Origin of the sequence: Ruegeria sp. HKCCA5463 (assembly GCF_013034175.1) — a bacterium.
GTDB lineage: Bacteria > Pseudomonadota > Alphaproteobacteria > Rhodobacterales > Rhodobacteraceae > Ruegeria.
Map to the genome: position 1 here is coordinate 18,697 of NZ_WQFL01000010.1, position 17,354 is coordinate 36,050.

Annotated in this window: 17 protein-coding genes; 9 read left to right on the forward strand and 8 right to left on the reverse strand. The window is 54.0% G+C overall.

From position 1 onward, the window contains the following. Positions 1 to 58 precede the first annotated feature (58 nt). The 3 genes from GOW09_RS18560 to GOW09_RS18570 are packed head-to-tail and all read right to left on the reverse strand — an operon-like array spanning position 59 to position 1,308. Entirely contained in the window at positions 59 to 340 is a 282-nt protein-coding gene (locus GOW09_RS18560; RefSeq protein ID WP_171119996.1) for a TrbC/VirB2 family protein, read from the reverse strand. A gap of 16 nt (positions 341 to 356) precedes the next feature. Further along, the gene (locus GOW09_RS18565) at positions 357 to 1,022 is read right to left on the reverse strand and encodes a lytic transglycosylase domain-containing protein (RefSeq protein WP_171119997.1); all 666 of its coding nucleotides are present in this window, start codon (positions 1,020 to 1,022) and stop codon (positions 357 to 359) included. Next, the gene (locus GOW09_RS18570; protein WP_050524067.1) at positions 994 to 1,308 is read right to left on the reverse strand and encodes a hypothetical protein; all 315 of its coding nucleotides are present in this window, start codon (positions 1,306 to 1,308) and stop codon (positions 994 to 996) included. The genes GOW09_RS18565 and GOW09_RS18570 overlap by 29 nt, the downstream gene beginning before the upstream one ends. 132 nt (positions 1,309 to 1,440) lie before the next feature. On the opposite strand from GOW09_RS18570, the gene GOW09_RS18575 reads away from it, so the two are divergent. Continuing rightward, positions 1,441 to 2,019 carry a hypothetical protein gene (locus GOW09_RS18575; RefSeq protein ID WP_171119998.1) on the forward strand — a complete coding sequence of 193 codons (579 nt, stop codon included), beginning with the start codon at positions 1,441 to 1,443 and terminating at the stop codon, positions 2,017 to 2,019. A 318-nt stretch (positions 2,020 to 2,337) separates the two neighbouring features. On the opposite strand, the gene GOW09_RS18580 is transcribed toward GOW09_RS18575, so the two are convergent. From GOW09_RS18580 to GOW09_RS18595, 4 genes are all read right to left on the reverse strand, one after another. Continuing rightward, positions 2,338 to 3,054: a TetR/AcrR family transcriptional regulator gene (locus GOW09_RS18580; protein WP_171119999.1), complete on the reverse strand. Its 717-nt coding sequence runs from the start codon at positions 3,052 to 3,054 to the stop codon at positions 2,338 to 2,340. 74 nt (positions 3,055 to 3,128) lie between these two features. After that, entirely contained in the window at positions 3,129 to 4,679 is a 1,551-nt protein-coding gene (locus GOW09_RS18585; RefSeq protein ID WP_171120000.1) for a TRAP transporter large permease subunit, read from the reverse strand. Beyond that, the gene (locus GOW09_RS18590; RefSeq protein ID WP_216598322.1) at positions 4,672 to 5,193 is read right to left on the reverse strand and encodes a TRAP transporter small permease subunit; all 522 of its coding nucleotides are present in this window, start codon (positions 5,191 to 5,193) and stop codon (positions 4,672 to 4,674) included. The genes GOW09_RS18585 and GOW09_RS18590 overlap by 8 nt, the downstream gene beginning before the upstream one ends. A 156-nt stretch (positions 5,194 to 5,349) precedes the next feature. After that, the gene (locus GOW09_RS18595; RefSeq protein ID WP_171120001.1) at positions 5,350 to 6,432 is read right to left on the reverse strand and encodes a TRAP transporter substrate-binding protein; all 1,083 of its coding nucleotides are present in this window, start codon (positions 6,430 to 6,432) and stop codon (positions 5,350 to 5,352) included. A gap of 135 nt (positions 6,433 to 6,567) precedes the next feature. Between GOW09_RS18595 and GOW09_RS18600 the strand changes: the two genes are divergently transcribed. The 8 genes from GOW09_RS18600 (at position 6,568) to GOW09_RS18635 (ending at position 16,582) form a co-directional block, all read left to right on the forward strand. Further along, a complete protein-coding gene (locus GOW09_RS18600; RefSeq protein ID WP_170456186.1) occupies positions 6,568 to 6,942 on the forward strand; it encodes a cupin domain-containing protein in 375 nt (124 codons plus the stop codon). 69 nt (positions 6,943 to 7,011) lie between these two features. Next, positions 7,012 to 8,391: an aldehyde dehydrogenase family protein gene (locus tag GOW09_RS18605; RefSeq protein WP_171120002.1), complete on the forward strand. Its 1,380-nt coding sequence runs from the start codon at positions 7,012 to 7,014 to the stop codon at positions 8,389 to 8,391. 34 nt (positions 8,392 to 8,425) lie between these two features. Beyond that, the gene (locus GOW09_RS18610) at positions 8,426 to 10,075 is read left to right on the forward strand and encodes an acetolactate synthase large subunit (RefSeq protein ID WP_253285086.1); all 1,650 of its coding nucleotides are present in this window, start codon (positions 8,426 to 8,428) and stop codon (positions 10,073 to 10,075) included. Positions 10,076 to 10,186: 111 nt separating this feature from the next. Next, a complete protein-coding gene (locus tag GOW09_RS18615; protein WP_171120004.1) occupies positions 10,187 to 10,588 on the forward strand; it encodes a glyoxalase in 402 nt (133 codons plus the stop codon). Further along, positions 10,578 to 11,249: an SDR family oxidoreductase gene (locus GOW09_RS18620; protein ID WP_171120005.1), complete on the forward strand. Its 672-nt coding sequence runs from the start codon at positions 10,578 to 10,580 to the stop codon at positions 11,247 to 11,249. Before GOW09_RS18615 ends, GOW09_RS18620 begins: the two co-directional genes overlap by 11 nt. Positions 11,250 to 11,395: 146 nt before the next feature. Continuing rightward, entirely contained in the window at positions 11,396 to 12,250 is an 855-nt protein-coding gene (locus GOW09_RS18625; protein ID WP_253285088.1) for a DMT family transporter, read from the forward strand. A gap of 125 nt (positions 12,251 to 12,375) precedes the next feature. Beyond that, complete coding sequence (locus GOW09_RS18630) at positions 12,376 to 13,626, forward strand: LVIVD repeat-containing protein (protein ID WP_170756600.1); 1,251 nt, start codon at positions 12,376 to 12,378, stop codon at positions 13,624 to 13,626. A 151-nt stretch (positions 13,627 to 13,777) separates the two neighbouring features. After that, a complete protein-coding gene (locus GOW09_RS18635; protein ID WP_254442758.1) occupies positions 13,778 to 16,582 on the forward strand; it encodes an FAD-binding and (Fe-S)-binding domain-containing protein in 2,805 nt (934 codons plus the stop codon). Between the two features lie 54 nt (positions 16,583 to 16,636). Here the strand turns inward: GOW09_RS18635 and GOW09_RS18640 are convergent, their stop codons facing one another. Beyond that, entirely contained in the window at positions 16,637 to 17,350 is a 714-nt protein-coding gene (locus tag GOW09_RS18640) for a cytochrome b561 domain-containing protein (RefSeq protein WP_170456304.1), read from the reverse strand. Positions 17,351 to 17,354: the final 4 nt, after the last annotated feature.

A 17,354-nucleotide genomic window follows, 5' to 3' on the forward strand; every position in this document is an offset into this window, starting at 1 on the left:
GCGTTCGAGGCGACCGTAGGATGCGAGATTGCAGGGAAGTCATCAATCGGGCCTCTTCTCAGGAGAAGCCGTCGACGATGGTGCCGGCCGAGAAGATCAGCACGATCCCGATGATGACCGAGGCGAACCAGCCCCAGTTGAGCCGTCCCATCATGCACATGAAGCCGGTGCCGATGACCGCGAGCGTGGCGACAGCGATCCCGATCGGACCGGTCAGCGCGGCCTCGACGGTTTCCAGCATGGTCTGGATCGGCGACAAGTCTTGCGCGAAGGCAGGGCTTGCGAAAGCCGCCAGGGTTGTGGCGGCAGGCAAGAGGCGGCTGAGGCGATGTCGAAGCATGCGAAGTTCCCTTGTTTTACTGAAGATCGATGAGGACCGGAGCGCGCGCAGGCACCCGGGCTGCGACGCGGGTTTCTGGCGCGGAAACAGGTGTACCCGCGAGTCGGGACCGGATCCGGTGGATGCGCGCGATGTAGTCGCGGGTCTCGGCGAAGGGTGGAATGCCGGAATACTCGACCACGCGGTGCGGGCCCGCGTTATAGGCTGCGAGCGCCAGATCGATGTCCTTGAACGTGGCGATCTGCGCGAGCAGATAGCGTGCGGCGCCATCGAGGTTCTGGGACGGATCGCGCGGATCGACGCCGAGCGCGCGGGCCGTGTCCGGCATCAACTGCCCCAAACCGTAAGCGCCCTTGGGGCTGACGGCGTTCGTGTTGTAGCTGCTTTCCGCCTCAACCAGGGCGCGGAACAAGACCTGCCAGTCGTCGGCACTCAGACCAGCTAGGCGCAGGGCACGGTTCCCCTGGTGGCGGACGGCAGTCGTCCGGATAAGGGAGAGGATGCCGCCGCGACTGGAAGGCGGCGTGGCGTCCAGCGAGGCCAGAACGACTTCGGCCTCAGCGCTATCATCCAGCCCTGCCCAGGCAGGTCGTTCGCCATGAAAGGTCCAGCCGGATGTCCGCGCCGTGCCGTCGCGGCTGAAGGCTGTGACGTCAGCCGCGCTCCTCGAGGGTGAGCTCATAGTCAGGACCAAAGCGCAGATCGCGCCCGTCACCGAACTCGAGATGATGTTTGAAGAGCCCCGGCCATATGTTGAAATACCGCGGCTCGGGCCCGTGCGGGGTGATCCGGGTCGAGACCAGAATGGCTTCCGGCTCGCCCTCGCGCAGGTAGATGCACTGGTAGCGCGGCTTGCCATCGTCCGTGAACCCCACGAGTTCATACCGGCAGCGGAACGCGATGCCCTTCTCGGACAGGTCTTTGACACCATCGATGGTGATCAGGATCTGGTTGCGCGCTATCGGCATGTTCGGACTCTCCCCACGAGAGCCCTTCTACTTCACGACACTAAGGCCATAAAGTCATATGGAGTCAATACAACATATTGCAGAAGAATACAAATTGCAGGATAGTCGGTGCAACTTTTGCGGGAGAGCGACATGAAACGAGAGGCGATGGCAGCTGCAATGGGAGTGATGGCGGTGTTTGGCGCCCCTGAGAAGGCGCAGGCCTATGACATCGACTGCGCCATCATGCTCTGCATGGCGGGTGGTTTCCCCCCGAGCACCGTCTGTGCGCGCGCCTATCGCACCATGATCCGCCGCATCACGCCATGGCCGAGCCTGCCGCCCTTCGGAGTTTGCACCTTCGCCCATGTGCCAGTCGAACTGGGTGGCCCTGGCGGGGAGGGTAAACTCGACACTAGCCTCCCCGAATACGAGTGGCTGAACCGGACCCATGTGATCTGGTTTCGAGGGCGGTCTTACAAGGAGCGGGATATGCCTCGGCAGTGGGATTGGTCGATCCGCTCCTGCGATCGCGAGAACCAAACCTGTCGCTTCATCCAGCGTGTCTACGGGTCCCGCACGCCCTGGCCCACGACATTCGTCTCGGAAAGCGGTCAGGAGATTGCCTACCCGACCAGCGGTGGCCTATGGCACTTCTATTCCCGCAGCATCATGGTCGAATACGGCGACTACGAAGGCAACATGGGCCACTCGGAGTGGTTCTCCTACTGATCCGATTTCTTGGTCGTCTCTAGGGAGAACGGCCTTGCCTCTACTGACCGAAATTCAACACCATCTGGATCGACGAGCCAACGGCGGCTCACGGAGCCATCGTTCCAGCGGTAATCGGTAAAGATGTGGACCTCTGTTTGACCAGCCACAAGGTAGCCTTCTTGGAAAGGCCAGCCTGATTGTTTCTTTACCACTAGCTTCGCGCCACCGTTGCCTTGTTCATTTTGCTACCGTTGTTCATTAGAACTCTGACTTATCCGAGCAAAAGGAGCGGCAGTCACCTTTGCCAGCTGAATCCAGCTTTCAAAAAATTCGGTTTCATTCCAAACCTTCATTCACTGTTATTGCCGAGGGAGGTGCTTTCCCGTTTTCACGATGGTTGAGGTCGCTCAAAAATGACTCGAAACCAACAAGAAAACTGCGAGTTCTGCTGCGGACCAGCGTTTCTATGTTCACCTGTGTCGGTGTCTTATAGATCCACCGCCGCACCCCGAGGTAGAAGATGCTCGAATGGAACCCCCAGATTAACTCCAGCGCCAGTTCATGGTCTTCTGGTTTCGAAAGTGCCTTTTGGCCCATGCTGACGAGTTGCTCATCAAGCAAGGGTTCAAAAATTCGTCTACGCAACATTGAAATATATCGCTGAGAAATGATCGGGTCTTCGAAGGCGGACAGTAGAAAAATGCGCACCCAATCTTTTTGAAGCACCACCTTTGAGTAATCTAATAGGTAGCGTTCCAGTCTTTCCTGGACGCTAAGTTGGCGATCTCTCAGAATCTCGTCCCATTCCGGGTTCCAACGTCCGACATAGACCCTCTCATAAATCTTCTCGATAATCTCTTCTTTGGTCGCAAAGTATCGGTATAGCAGACTTTGGCTGACGTTGAGGTGTCGAGCCAGTTCGCGGGTGGAGAATGCAAATCCATGATCCGCCACAAATTCGATCGCACCTGTAAGGATCAGGTGTTCTCTGTCCTGCGGGGAAAGGCGCGTGCGTTTTTTGGGGGCGGGTACTTGCGTGTCTGGGTTTTGCATCTTTTACTTCACGGTTTGGTGGTTCAGGTATTGCACAAATTTGCCCTGCCCAGGGATTGGGCAGGGCGTTGGGTTTACCTTAGTGCATAGGGCAGCCAGGTGGAAATGCTTGGTATGAATGCCACAATTATCAGAACCAAGATCTGCAAGCCGATGAATGGCATGACACCAAGATAGATATTTCGTGTCGATATGTCCGGGGGGGCGGCAGACCGGAAATAAAACAACGCAAATCCAAATGGCGGCGTCAGGAAAGAGGTTTGCAGGTTCAGTGAGATCAGAATGGCAAGCCAGATCGGATCAATCCCAGACATCAGCAATACAGGTGCGATTGTCGGTACGATGACAAAGATGATTTCGATGAAGTCGAGGATGAAACCCAATAGGAACATGACCGCCAGAACAACCGCCAGAGCAGCATAAGGGCCACCGGGAACGTTCGAGATCAGATGTTGCACCGCTTCATCGCCACCAAACCCGCGGAAGACCAGTGACAGCATGGCCGCTCCGATCAAGATCATGAACACCATCGAGCTCAGCCGAACGGTTTCGACGGCCGTGCTGGAAATCGCCCCCGACTTGAAGACGCGCAACAGAGCAACAAGGAAGTACCCAACGAAAATCAGAACCGGGATAGCGACACTTATGCGTTCTACCAAAATCGGCGCCTCGACATTGCCGAAAACCAGTTGCTTCAGAAATACAGCCGCCGCCAGAAAAAGAAGTGCAATGTTGGCGTGTTTTCGGTGTTCTGACCCAAATCCGGCCAGCAAAATGGCACCTGCAGCCCCAATCGATGCGGATTCCGTTGGCGTTGCAACTCCACCAAGGATTGAGCCGAGCACACCAAGGATGAGCGCCAATGGCGGTACCAACCTAACGAGCAGGGCCTTAACGGAAATCTTCATTTCCGCTGCTTCTGTTTCAGGCGGTGGTGGGCAAGTTTCCGGTCTGAAAAAGGTCAGCAACACTTGATAGATGAGGAACACGACCACCATCAGCAATCCGGGAACGATCGCGCCGGCAAACAGATCCGATATCGACACTGTGTCGGGTGAGAAATTGCCTTGGGCCAATTGGGCTTTTTGATACGCCGAGGAAATCGTGTCTGCCAGCAGGACAAGCACCAGAGAAGGAGGGATAATCTGACCGAGTGTTCCCGCCGCACAAATTGATCCGGCTGCCAAACGCGGCGAGTAGCCCCATTTCAACATTACCGGAAGGGACAGTAGGGCCATGGTTGTCACTGTTGCTCCAACGATCCCAGTGGAAGCTGCAAGAAGTGCACCTACCAGTGTTATCGCAAATCCGAGACCGCCACGACGTTTGCCAAACAGCCGGCCGATGCCGTCTAAGAGTTCAGAGGCGATGCCACTTCGCTCCAACATTGCCCCCATGAACACGAAAAGCGGTACTGCAAGTAATACATCGTTGGTCATTGCCGCGTATATTCGCTGTGGGATGGCAGCCAGAAATGAGGCGTCAAATTGCTGGAAGAGTACACCGATTCCCGCCAGAAGCAGAGATACGCCCCCCAGAACAAAGGCAACCGGAAATCCGGACATCAGGAAGATGAGCAGGCCCGCGAATAGGGCGAGCAAATAGAGTGTGTGAATGTCATCCATCGTGACGTCCTTTCGGTAGAATGCACCGTTTCAGGATCGAAAGGGCTTGCAGGATCAGGAGCAGCAAGGCGATAGGAATAACTGTTTTGAACAGGAAAACACCGGGCAAACCTGATGCTTCTCGTGATCCTTCCAATGCGGACCAGCTGTTGAGCACGTAATCCTTGGATGCCCAAAGCATGAAGATGCAAAGCGGCAAGAGGAAAAACAGAATTCCCAAGGCATCAATGATGCACCTGCGTCGTGCCGAAAACGTGTGATACAGCATATCGACACGTACGTGCCGATCTGAGGCTAGAGCGTCGGCCATAGCAAGCATGAACATGGTCCCAAAGAGGTAAAGGATCGCCTCCTGGGCCATCACGGATCCCGCATCAAAGAGGTATCGTGCGACAACCACTGCAAATTGGAGCAAAACCATTGCAACGGCCATCCATTTACTAATGGTTCCTGTCCAGGCAATGACCTGTCCTAGCGCTCCCGTTCGCGCCATATGTGTTGTTGATTGTTCCATATCATTTTTCCCGGTCCCCGCTGTAGAGCAGGAGAGCCATTTGTTGGAGGGCAGGGATGCAAAGCAAGGTGATCCGATCCGGGAGAAAGAGGTCCAATCCCCGGATCGGATCAGCTGACCACAAGGGTGGACAGGGGTCAGCTATCACTGGGCTTCTCAGCCCTGTTTTAGGCGCGCGTTTGCGTAGTCACCAATTTCGCCCCACTGGCGTTGGTTTTCGCGGAAGGCGATCCAGCTTTCGTGAACCTTTGTGGCCATTGGGCTTTTTGCAGCGCTTTCAGCGAGCACTTCCGGGGCGATGCGTTGCATCTCTTGGACAATGTCCGAGGGCCATTCGTGCAGTTGCACGTCATGATCATTCACAAGCGTGTTCAGTGCATCCAGATTTCGAGCGTTGTATTCAGCAAGCGAAGTGACATATTCCGCATCAGCGGCGTCCTGCATGATGGCCCGCTCGGTGTCGCTGAGGCCTGCCCAAACTTCGGCGTTCACATGGGATGACAGCGTATGCCCCATCTCGTGGAAGCCAGGGTAATAGTAGTGTTTTGCCGCGCGGTGAAAGCCGAAGGCCAAGTCATTCCATGGGGCGATCCACTCAAGCCCGTCGATTGTACCGGATTGCAGCGCTGTAAACAGCTCGCCACCGGGGATGTTCACCGGAGTCGCCCCAAGCCGGGACAGCATCTGCCCGCCCAGACCGGGATACCGGACGCGAAGGCCCTGAAGATCAGCGGCGGTTTCAATCGGGTTCTTAAACCACCCGCCCATTTGCGCGCCGGTGTTTAGGTTGGCAAGCGGCTTGACACCATGGGCTGCACCCAACTCGTCCCAAAGCTCCTGACCACCGCCGAATTTCAACCAAGTGAAATGCTCATCGGCGGTCAATCCAAACGGAACAACCGCAAAATACACAAAGGCTGGGTCCTTTCCGAACCAATAGTAAGGCGTGTCATGGGTCAGATCGCCCGCGCCCGATGCTACAGCGTCCAGAACCTCAAATGGCGCAACAATTTCACCGGCTCCGTACACTTTGATGCGCAGCTTGCCTTCACTCGCATCTGACACGCGTTTTGCAAATCGCTCAGCGCTGGTTCCTAGGCCGGGAAAATTTTTTGGCCAGCATGTCAGCATCTTTAGCTCTGTCCCGCCCTGAGCAAGGGCGGGAGCCGCGAGCGCTGCAGCTCCTGTGGCCGCCGTCGCAGTCTTGAAAAATTTTCGTCTTGTGACCTTGAAGCTCATCACGTTTCCTCCCTGATATATGATGATCAATCGATCAATAGAAATAGCTAGAAGACGCGTCAACAAAAAAATACTTGTGTTAGAAAGGGAAAAGATGTGTATCACTAAAGATCATGTGAACTATAGGAGAGAGAAATGGCTGACATATCCTGCTTGGAGCAATACTCCAAATGGGCACCAGACAAGAGGCAAGAGATCGTTGAAAACTGGACGAATCGTCAGGTTGGATCGCGCGTAGTCTCTGAAACCGACACGTTGCGAATCTGGCATCTGGAACTTCAACCAGGAGAACGCGCACCGTTTCACCGCCATGAGGAATCCTACTTCTGGACGGTGCTTGGGGATGGGAAGTCCCGCTCCCACTATCATGATGGAGAAATCAGGGACACTGACTATCGGGCAGGAGACACACAACACTTCGACCTTCGAGAAGGAGACTTTTTTGTTCACGACCTCGAAAATATCGGAGAGACTCCTCTCGTTTTTGTAACTGTCGAATTCAAGGCCTGAACTTAGGCCCGACTGGCATTCCCAAACGATGCCGGGCCTACTCAATTCCCAAAGAAAGAGCGCTTGGAAATGATACATACGGTTCATAACGCATTCACGGGTGAGACGATTGCTGGAGTTGAACTGAATACTTGGCAAGACGTGGACAAGGCGCTTGATCGAGCGAACGTGATCCATCGAACAAATACGGCGGGTTTGCCCGTTTGGCGGAGAATTGAGATCTTGGAGCGTTTGGCAGCGAGGATTCTAGAATGTCGTGAAGAACTTGCCCTGCAAATCGCCGTTGAGGGCGGCAAGCCTTTAAAGGACGCTTTGGTAGAAGTTGACCGCGCTGCTCAGAGCACGAAACTCGCATCGACAGTTTTGGCCGAGACTGGCGGTAGGGAAATCCCAATGGACCTCACTCCCGCTGGGCAGGGAAGGATAGCCTTTACGAGGCAAATCCCCATTGGACCAGTTGTTGCGGTTAGTGCCTTCAACCACCCTTTGAACTTGATTGCCCATCAGGTCGCACCCGCGGTCGCGGCCAACTGTCCTGTAATTATTAAGCCATCGATGCAAACACCGATGTCCTGCCTGAGCTATGTTCGCTTGCTGCACGAATCTGGTTTGCCGGAAGAGTGTTGTACTGTTGTGTTGGTGAAGCGAGATGTCGCAGAGCAATTGGTTACGGATCCACGGGTTGCGTTCTTTAGCTTTATCGGATCCGCCGATGTCGGTTGGTCATTGCGAAGCAAGCTTGCGCCTGGTGCCCGGTGCGCACTGGAACATGGTGGTGTAGCGCCAGTAGTGATTGCTGAGGATGCGTGTATCGGCTCTGCTGTGGAGAGTGTTGTCAAAGGCGGTTTTTATCACGCCGGGCAAGTTTGTGTTTCTGTGCAGAGGGTATTTGCGGTAGGGAACGCCGCAGATACATTTGTTGATGAACTGGTCGAAAAAACTTCCGAACTCGTCACTGGTGATCCGCGAGAACCGGACACGGATGTTGGTCCATTGATTTCAACTGGAGAAGTTGACCGAGTTTCTGGCTGGGTTGACGACGCAGTTCTGGGAGGTGCGAACCTGCGGTGTGGTGGTGCCCGAATATCAGAACGAACCTATGCACCGACCGTTTTGATTGATCCTCCCGAAGATAGTCAAGTCGCAAAGTCGGAGGTATTTGGTCCAGTTGTTTCGGTGTTCAGATGCGCGACAGTTGAAGAGGCGGTCTCCAGAGCAAATGACGTTGACGCTTCGTTTCAGGCCGCCGTGTTTAGCGAAAGCCTGGATACCGCACTAGCAGTTGCCGAAAACTTGCGTGGCTCTGCGGTGATGGTCAATGATCATACCGCCTTTCGTGTTGATTGGATGCCATTCGCTGGTTTGGGGACATCAGGTCTGGGCGTCGGCGGGATCAAAGGCACTTACCATGACATGACAGTCGAAAAGATGACTGTAATTCGACGTTGAGCATCTCGTCGGTCACCAACAGTATCAACAAAAAATGGCAGAGGTAGAAATGAAGGCTGCGGAACTGCTTGTGAAATGCCTTGAGAATGAAGGTGTCGAGTACATCTTTGGCGTCCCTGGCGAAGAGAATATCGATGTGATGGACGCACTTGTGGATAGTTCAATAGAGTTTGTCACGACACGCCATGAACAAGGGGCAGCGTTTATTGCGGACGTGTATGGACGCTTAACTGGACGCGCAGGAGTGTGCCTTTCAACGCTAGGGCCTGGTGCGACAAATCTGGTTACCGGGATTGCGGATGCAAACATGGATCGTGCGCCAGTTGTGGCGATTGCAGGGCAGGGTTCGACAGCGCGTATGCATAAGGAAAGCCATCAGATTTTGGATCTTGTGAACCTGTTCGAGCCTATCACCAAGTACGCAACGCAAATTCCTTTGCCCGAAATTATTCCTGAAGTTGTCAGAAAGGCCTTTAAGATCGCACAGACTGAAAAGCCGGGCTGTGCATTCATCGACCTGCCTGAAAACATTGCAGGCTCCAACCTCCCACCGGCAACGCCACTTCGTGTACAACAACCGGTCGATCCTATTGCACCGTCTGGAAAATGTGCGGAAGTAGCTCAAATGGTGGATGCTGCAAAATCAGTGATGATTATCGCTGGCAATGGCGTCATCCGGGAAAAAGCATCCTCTGCTTTGGTAGCCTTCGCAGAGGCAATCAATGCCCCTGTTGCAACAACGTTCATGGCTAAAGGGGCGATTCCATTCAGCCATCCATTGTGCCTTGGAGCTATCGGGTTGCAGGCAAAAGACTTCGTTAGCTATGGCGTTGACGCTGCTGACCTCGTGATTTGTGTGGGTGTGGATATGGTCGAGTATCATCCTCGCCTATGGAATCCTGAGTGTACCAAGAAAATAATTCACATCGATCGGAGCCCGGCTGAAGTTGATGAACACTACATTTTGGAAGCGGGCATCGTTGGTACAATTCGTGATACACTTGCCAGGATTTCTGCAAAGGTGAAGGCAAGGCCCGCCTCCCAGCTTCATGAACTCCGAATGAGCATTGCGACCGAGGTGTCGGAGTTCCAGAACGACGGCAGTTTCCCTGTTAAGCCTCAGAAGATTGTTTGGGATCTTAGGCAGGCGCTCGATGTGGAAGACATCGTCATTTCTGATGTGGGGGCGCACAAGATGTGGATGGCGCGCATGTATCAAGCCGAACGTCCAAATACCTGCATCATTTCGAACGGCTTTGCTTCAATGGGCATTGCGCTACCGGGCGCTATCGCTGCCAAACTGGCTTTCCCAGATCGTCATGCCGTTGCAGTGTGTGGAGACGCTGGCTTCATGATGAACAATCAGGAAATCGAAACCGCTATCCGACTGGGCCTTGATTTAGTGGTTCTGATTTTTAACGACAGCAAATATGGACTGATTGAATGGCATCAGCATCGGCATTTTGGACGTGCAACAGGCATTGAATTTGGCAATCCCGATTTTGTCAAGTTTGCAGAAAGCTTTGGCGCCAAAGGATATCGCGTAGAGAGTAGCGAAAGCTTGCTACCTATTCTGAGCGAAGCTCTGCACGACGGCACGGTGTCGATCATCGACTGTCCAGTGGACTACTCAGAGAACATGAAGCTTACCCGAAAGCTACAGAGTTTGGTGGTGCCTTTGTAGGAAGAGGTTTGTGCGAATTTTTTAAGTAACTCAAACTCTCATGTTTGCTTTAGCACTCTAATTGTCCGCACCCTTTTGCACCATCTTCTAATGAGAATGATGGGGGCATACATGCAACTTGATCACATCACAATTCGTACTTCTAACCTCCCAGAGGCGCGGGAGTTCTTCCTTGAGGTTTTTCCGGATTTGGAAGAACGCCCGCGACCCAAAGCGATTCAAGCAATCCCAGGTCATTGGCTCTTTGCGAAGGATGAACCCATCGTTCATCTCATCGGTTCCCACGATGGACACTTGGACCGGGGAGGAGAGGCGTGGGATCATATTGGCTTTCGTTTGAAGGGATATGAGGCGTTCCGTGCGCGGCTTGATCGGTTGAAGATACCATTTGCCCCGATGGAATTGCCTGAGTTGGGAGAGCGTCGGCTGTTTTTCAGAACGCCTGGCGGGCCCGTAATCGAAACAGTATTTCGCGAACCCCCAGAACAAGAAGGAACACTAGATGGGCTTTGAAAAAACCACGAAAACTATCGTTATTGGCGGCACCTCAGGGATTGGTCGTGCAGTGGCAGAGTTGTTGAGTGCGCGGCCGGGTGAGGTGGTGGTGGCCAGTCGTTCAAACGGGCTCGACATCTCAGACGAGGATCAAGTGAACGAGTTTTTTAAACGGCAAGGATTGTTTGACCATCTTGTGGTGACAGCTGGATCGCACGCCCCAAGTGGGAAATTGATCGGTCTGAATTTGAACAGCGCAAGATCAGCATTTGATACGAAATTCTGGGGAAGCGTGAATGCGGTTCACGCTGCCGCGTCAAATATTCGACCCGGAGGAACAATCACCTTAACGTCCGGTTTTCTGGCGCGGCGCACGGTGCCAGGGACGTTTGTCAAAACGGCAATGAATGCTGCCCTTGAGGCGACCGCCAAGATACTCGCGCGTGAGTTGGCACCGCTGCGCGTCAACGTAGTCAGTCCCGGTCTGACGGAGACAGAAGCCTACTCAGGAATGGAAGCCACCGCTCGCAGCCAGATGCTTCAAAATGCGGCGGCAAGCTTACCGGCCGGTCGAGTTGCGCAACCTCATGACCTCGCTGCGGGCTACTTGTTTGCCATTGATACGCCGTCTGTCACAGGCGCTGTCATTGATATCGAAGGCGGAGCACTTGTCGCATAGGTTTGACCTCAGTTCGATGTCAAAAATCTCGATTTTTGGACGTTAGGACTGTTAGCCCGATGATCCGGTCACCTGATACGAGAGAATCCTGCAAGCCAGGTCGGTGTACACGGCGCCGACCTGCGTCTTTTGATGCGCCGTATCTGATGCTATGGATTTCGATTGTCATTTTGGGGATTAACTGGCCCATCATGAAGCAGGCGTTGCTTCATGTGACCCCGTTTTGGATGGTCACGCTACGCTATTGCCTAAGCGTGCCAGTAATCGCTGTTTTTGTAATAGTCGCGCGGCATAGATTGCCGAAGTTTGAGCGGCGGGATCTGCGTGTTATTCTTGGCGTCGCGCTGCTTCAGTTTGTTGCGCAGATGGGGTTGGTGACGCTGGCCCTGCAATGGGTGCCAGCCAGCACCGCAAGTATTCTCATATACACCACGCCGGTGTGGTTGGTGCTGATTGACCGGATTTTATGTCGACAACAGGTTTCGCCACGTCGACTTTGGCCGACGCTGGCCTCTGCGACTGGCTGTGTTCTGGTCTTGTTAGGAGCCGGTCAGGTTGGAGACGTGGGGCCGCTGTTATTGATCTTGCTCGCCGCGCTATTCTGGTCATCTTCGATGAAGCTTATCGCGACGCATAACTGGATGGGCGATGTCCGGGATGCGCTTTTCTGGCAATTTCTGGTTGCAGGGGTGATCTCTCTTCCAATTGCGTTCTGGATGGAAGGGGGGATGAAGTTCCATTCTTTATCGTTCGCCGGGTTGGGGCTTCTTGCATTTGTCGGTCCGGTGGCCACGGGGCTTGGGTTCGGACTGATGGTGGCGGTAGGGCGAACGCTTCCTGTATCGCAAATCGCGTTGTTCAGTACGTTGTCACCGGTGATTGGCTTTGTGAGCTCTGCACTCTTGCTGGGTGACCCTTTGAATTTGATGATTGTGGTGGGTGCGGGAACGCTGCTTCTGGCGCTTGTGTGGGGAGCCTTATCAAGCAAGTCTTCTGCTTAGATTTAAATTGGCCGAAAATCTACAAAAACTGACCTGAGCGCGAATGCAGGCCAATCTTTCCTTTCGCAAAATATCGGCAACTCGGGGTGTGACCCCGCTTTCAGGAATTATCTGAGGATGTTGCGATGACCGTGCTGGATCTGCCCAAACCCGACTATGCAAACAATATGAAACTGATCGGTCATTCTGATCAAGGCGGTCGCCCGGATGGGGTGCAGTTGATGATCAACAAGGGTTTTGCGTTTACTGGGCATATGTTTTCAAAGGGGTTTAGCGTGATTGATGTGCGCGATCCCCACAACCCAAAACCCGTGGCATATGTGCCTGCACCGGCTAACACGTGGAATATCCACCTTCAGACCCATGAAGACCTGCTTCTGGTGATCAATGCAAAAGACATGTTCGCCTCGGCAGAGTTCCAGGATGAAACCGAGTATTACAAAGGGGCATTGGGCAAGAAGGTCGGCACAGCGCAGCAGACACGGCAGCGCGACTGGACCGCCGGTATGACGGTTTACGATATCTCCAACCCGGCTGAGCCAAGAAAGATTTCGTTCATGCCTGTTGAGGGCGGGGGGATTCATCGGATTTGGTATACAGGCGGGCGTTGGGCTTATGCGTCTGTGCTTCTGGACGGGTTCACAGATTACATCTTCATGACAATCGACATAGCCGATCCAGCTAATCCGAAAGAGGCAGGGCGTTTTTGGTTACCGGGCATGAACCTGGCTGCTGGTGAAGAACACAATGGCGAGCGGCGAGGTGGGTTGCACCATGCCATCATTCATGGCGATACGGCTTACGGAGCTTGGCGCGACGAGGGCATGGTGGTCATCGATGTGACAGACCGCAGCAATCCGGAATTGATTGTCCATAAAAACTGGTCCCCGCCGTTTGGTGGCGGCACGCACAACTGCCTTCCACTGCCGGACAGAGACCTGCTGGTTGTTGTAGACGAAGCGGTGCTCGACAACTGCGAAGACGGGATCAAGCACATCTGGATGTTTGATAACCGTGTGCCTTCAAGCCCGGTCAGTATCTCGACGTTCCCGATCCCGTCAGAGGCTGAGTATTGCAAGAAAGATGGGCATTTTGGGCCCCACAACATCTATGAGAACCGGCCCGATGGGTTGGTGAGCGATCAGTTAATTTTTTCAACCATGCAGAATGCAGGCATTCGCGTGACTGACATTTCAGACGCCTATCGCCCCATGGAAGTGGCGGCCTTTGTTCCGCCCAAGCCAAACCGGTTGATTGATCACCGTCCGGGCCGTCCATTGGTGATCCAGAACTGTGATGTCTATGTGGACAAACAGGGACTTGTATACGCAAACGACTACAATGGCGGGTTGTTCATTCTGGAGTATCAAGGCTGATATGAAAGATGTGCCTGTAGGAATACCCAGTGTAACGGAGACGGTTCAGAAATATCTTGCTGCGCTGCAAGGTGCGGGTTTTGTCGGAGAGGCGAAGTCTGATCTCGCGGATCGTGTTGCCTGTTCGACCGACAACTCAATTTACCAGATCATGCCGCAGGCCGTGATCTACCCGTTTGATGGGGATGATCTGACCCTTGCGGTTCAGGTCGCACAAAGGGCGGAGTTCACATCGGTGGTGTTCCTTCCAAGGGGGGGAGGGACATCAACCAATGGACAGTCATTGGGGGACGGTGTTGTCGTGGATACATCCCGGCATATGCGCCGTATTCACGACTATGATCCCGAGACAGGGCTGGTGCGTGTCGAACCCGGTCTGGTCCGTGATAAGCTGATTGATTTTCTGGCCCCACATGGGCGGTTCTTTGCGCCGCATGTCTCTACCACAAGCCGGGCGACGATCGGTGGCATGGTGTCAAATGACAGTTCGGGTAAAGGCTCCGTGGTTTATGGAAAGACCTCGGATCACATACACTCGATCGAGCTTGTTCTACCCGATGGAAACGTGGCGACGTTCGATGCGAAAGGTGCATTTGGCGACAACGACGTAACCCAAGCGGCCGACCGTATCTGTCGTGACGTTGAGAAAAAACTGGCGCCACATTTTGACGAGATAGCGTTGCGCTTCCCAATAATGAAACGTGGCTTTACCGGTTATAATCTGAAAGAGGCTCGGGCACGGGATGGGGGGCTCAACCTGCTAAAGCTCGTGGCCGGGTCAGAGGGGACCCTGGGGTTTATCAAATCTGTCACCCTAAAATCCGAACCGATCCCTGCCCATACGGCGCTTGCGGTGTTGGTGTATGACAGCCATGACACCGGACTAAGGGCGGTCCCGGATCTGCTGGAAGCTCGCCCTCATGCCATCGAATTTATAGACGACAAAATTCTCGGAGCGGCTCTTCGATCTCCTTTTGCTGAGGATGTTCGCCAGGTCCTGGGGATCACAAATGAAGGTGGTGCTTTTGCTGCGCATTTCTTCGAGATTTCAGATGAGGATGAGCAGGAACTTGCGCGTAGACTTGACAGTCTTAAGGAACATTTGGACAGCCGCATCGCACCTGCGTTGCGCCCCATCGGCATTAAGATCCTTGGATCACCTGATGATATCGCACGCGTCTGGGAAATCCGCCGGGCGTGTCAGGGGCTGCTCGCGGGATTTGACAAAAACAAACGCGCGGTCGCGTTTATCGAAGACTGCGCAGTGCCACCTGAAAACCTGGCTGACTTTGTCGCAGAGCTGGAAGCCGTTCTGGAAGCACGTAACATTCCTCTGGGGATGTATGGGCATGCTGATGTGGGGTGTGTGCATATCCGGCCGCTCATGAACCTAACGGCGGAAGATGAGCGCCGCCAGATCCGTCAGATTTCGGATGCAGTGTTCGCTCTTACGCAAAAATATGGTGGGCTGTTGTGGGGAGAGCACGGCAAGGGGCTGCGAAGCGAGTACTCCGAACAGGTGATTGGCAGCGACCTTGTTCAGGTTATGCGCCAGATAAAGACGGTGTTCGATCCGTCGAACCGGATGAACCCAGGAAAAATTGCGCGGCCAATAGATGACCGGGCACCTGTTTTGGCCTTGGATGAGGTTCCGATGCGCGGTGCCTTTGATGCACAAATTGGGCCCGTGTTGGCAGAGCAGTTTTCCAACACCCTGAGGTGTGATGGTAATGGCGCCTGCTTTAACCAAGATGCCGCACAGCCATTTTGTCCGTCATATAAGATCACAGGCGATCGCCGTCTCTCGCCCAAAGGTCGCGCCGGCATGCTGCGTGAATGGGCGCGAGCACGCTCGACTGGTGATACCGTCGGTGCGCGCGATATCGCCGACGAGCTCAACGTAATCCTCGAGACGTGCCTTGCATGCAAGGCCTGTGCAGGGGTGGGTTGCCCAGCGAAGGTGGATATCCCCGAGATGAAATCCCAGTTCCTGAACTGGTATCATGAGGACCACAAGCGACCCGCCGCAGATCTTCTCGTAGCCAACCTCGAGCGGGTGGCACCAATGTTGGATCGGATTGGCGGTCTGGTAAATTTTTTGCAATCTACCGTGTTGGTCAGGTGGAGCATGGCGCATGGATTTGGGTTGGTTGACTTGCCGAAGCTTCGCCATCGCCGCGGTTTCTTCGATCAGTTGCAAAAGCTGAATGTTCAGACCATGTCTGCGGCCACCCTGCTTAGGATGGGAGACGCGGAGCGGGCAGGGACTGTTGCAATTGTTCAGGACTGTTTCACAAGTTTCTATGACGCCGACGTTTTGCTGGCCCAGGTTGAACTGGTCAAAAGGCTTGGCTACACCCCGGTCCTGTTGCGCTATCGTACCGGGGGCAAACCCTTACATGTAAGAGGGATGTTGAAGCGGTTCAGGCAGATAGCGCAGCAGAACGCACATGATCTTGCGGAACTATCCAAAGCTGGATTTTCGATTGTTGGTGTCGATGCGGCAACCACGTTGATGTATCGACACGAATACCTAGAAACGCTGCCTGATTGCCCAGATCTAGGCGTGCGACTGCTCAGTGAATGGCTGGATGCGCAAGACTTGCCTCTGCTTGACGGAGATACCTGCTACACGATGATCCAGCATTGCACCGAGCGCTCGCTGGAACCGCAAACCTCTGTGCAATGGCAGAGTATTTTTGAACGCTCTGGTCTATCGGTCAATCTTGTCAAAGCCGGGTGCTGTGGAATGTCAGGCTTGTTTGGCCATGAGGCTAGCCATCAGGAGATGTCGCGTGGGCTTTATGACGAGAACTGGCGGGCGGTGGTCGAAGCCGAAGCGGAAGGGGGTTTGGTTGCAACCGGTTACTCCTGTCGCTCCCAGGTGAACCGTTTGTCAGACGTACAGGCGCTCCACCCAGCCCAGATCTTGTTAAGCCACCTAAGAAATCGTTGATGTTCATCTGATGAATACATCGGGTGCATATCTAGTGCACCCGATGTCATACATTCAAAGCTCTTCGCGCTCCTTGTTGTAAGGATGTGTCCGGTCATTCCCAAAAACCGAGCGATAGGTGTCGTATCGTTTCCCCAAATGCTCTCGCCAAACAGAAAGCCCAAGCAATAAGATGCTGACCACCACGAGAACTGCGGTCAGGATGGGCATCGGGTATTGCATCAGGCCGGAACCGACAGCTGCGGCAGCACAAAGCATGGTAAAGAACCCTGCGGTTTTGTGGTAAGATTCCATGCGGCGGCGGCGTGGGGTCATGCTGAAATGGTCTCCTTCCCAGGTTTTGGGATCTTCGGGGTCAGCGATCTCGTAGTACCGTCCCCCGTGGGAACCGCGAAAGAATGCCGAAATACCTTGCAGAACCCCAAGTCCGATTGTTGCAAGGCCAAAGATGGAATGCAGCGATCCGGAGACGCCTTGGCTGACGACCAGCGCAACCAACATGCCCGCCAGAGACAGAAGAATTGCCAAGTTCAGCCCCCACTGATGAATGTGAAACCAAACCCACTCCGGACGCCATATGGTTCGATAAGCGGTGATCCCAGTTTTGGTGGGTTTCGGTTTGAAATAGCGCAAAGAGATAATGCCAATGGGGACCAGCACGAACCACACGGTAACCATCAGGATGGCGTGATAATTCCAGTGGATTTCAACCGTGCGGCCAAGGAATTCGAGATAGACCTCTTCGGGGATGTTGTGTTGAGTTTTCATGGTT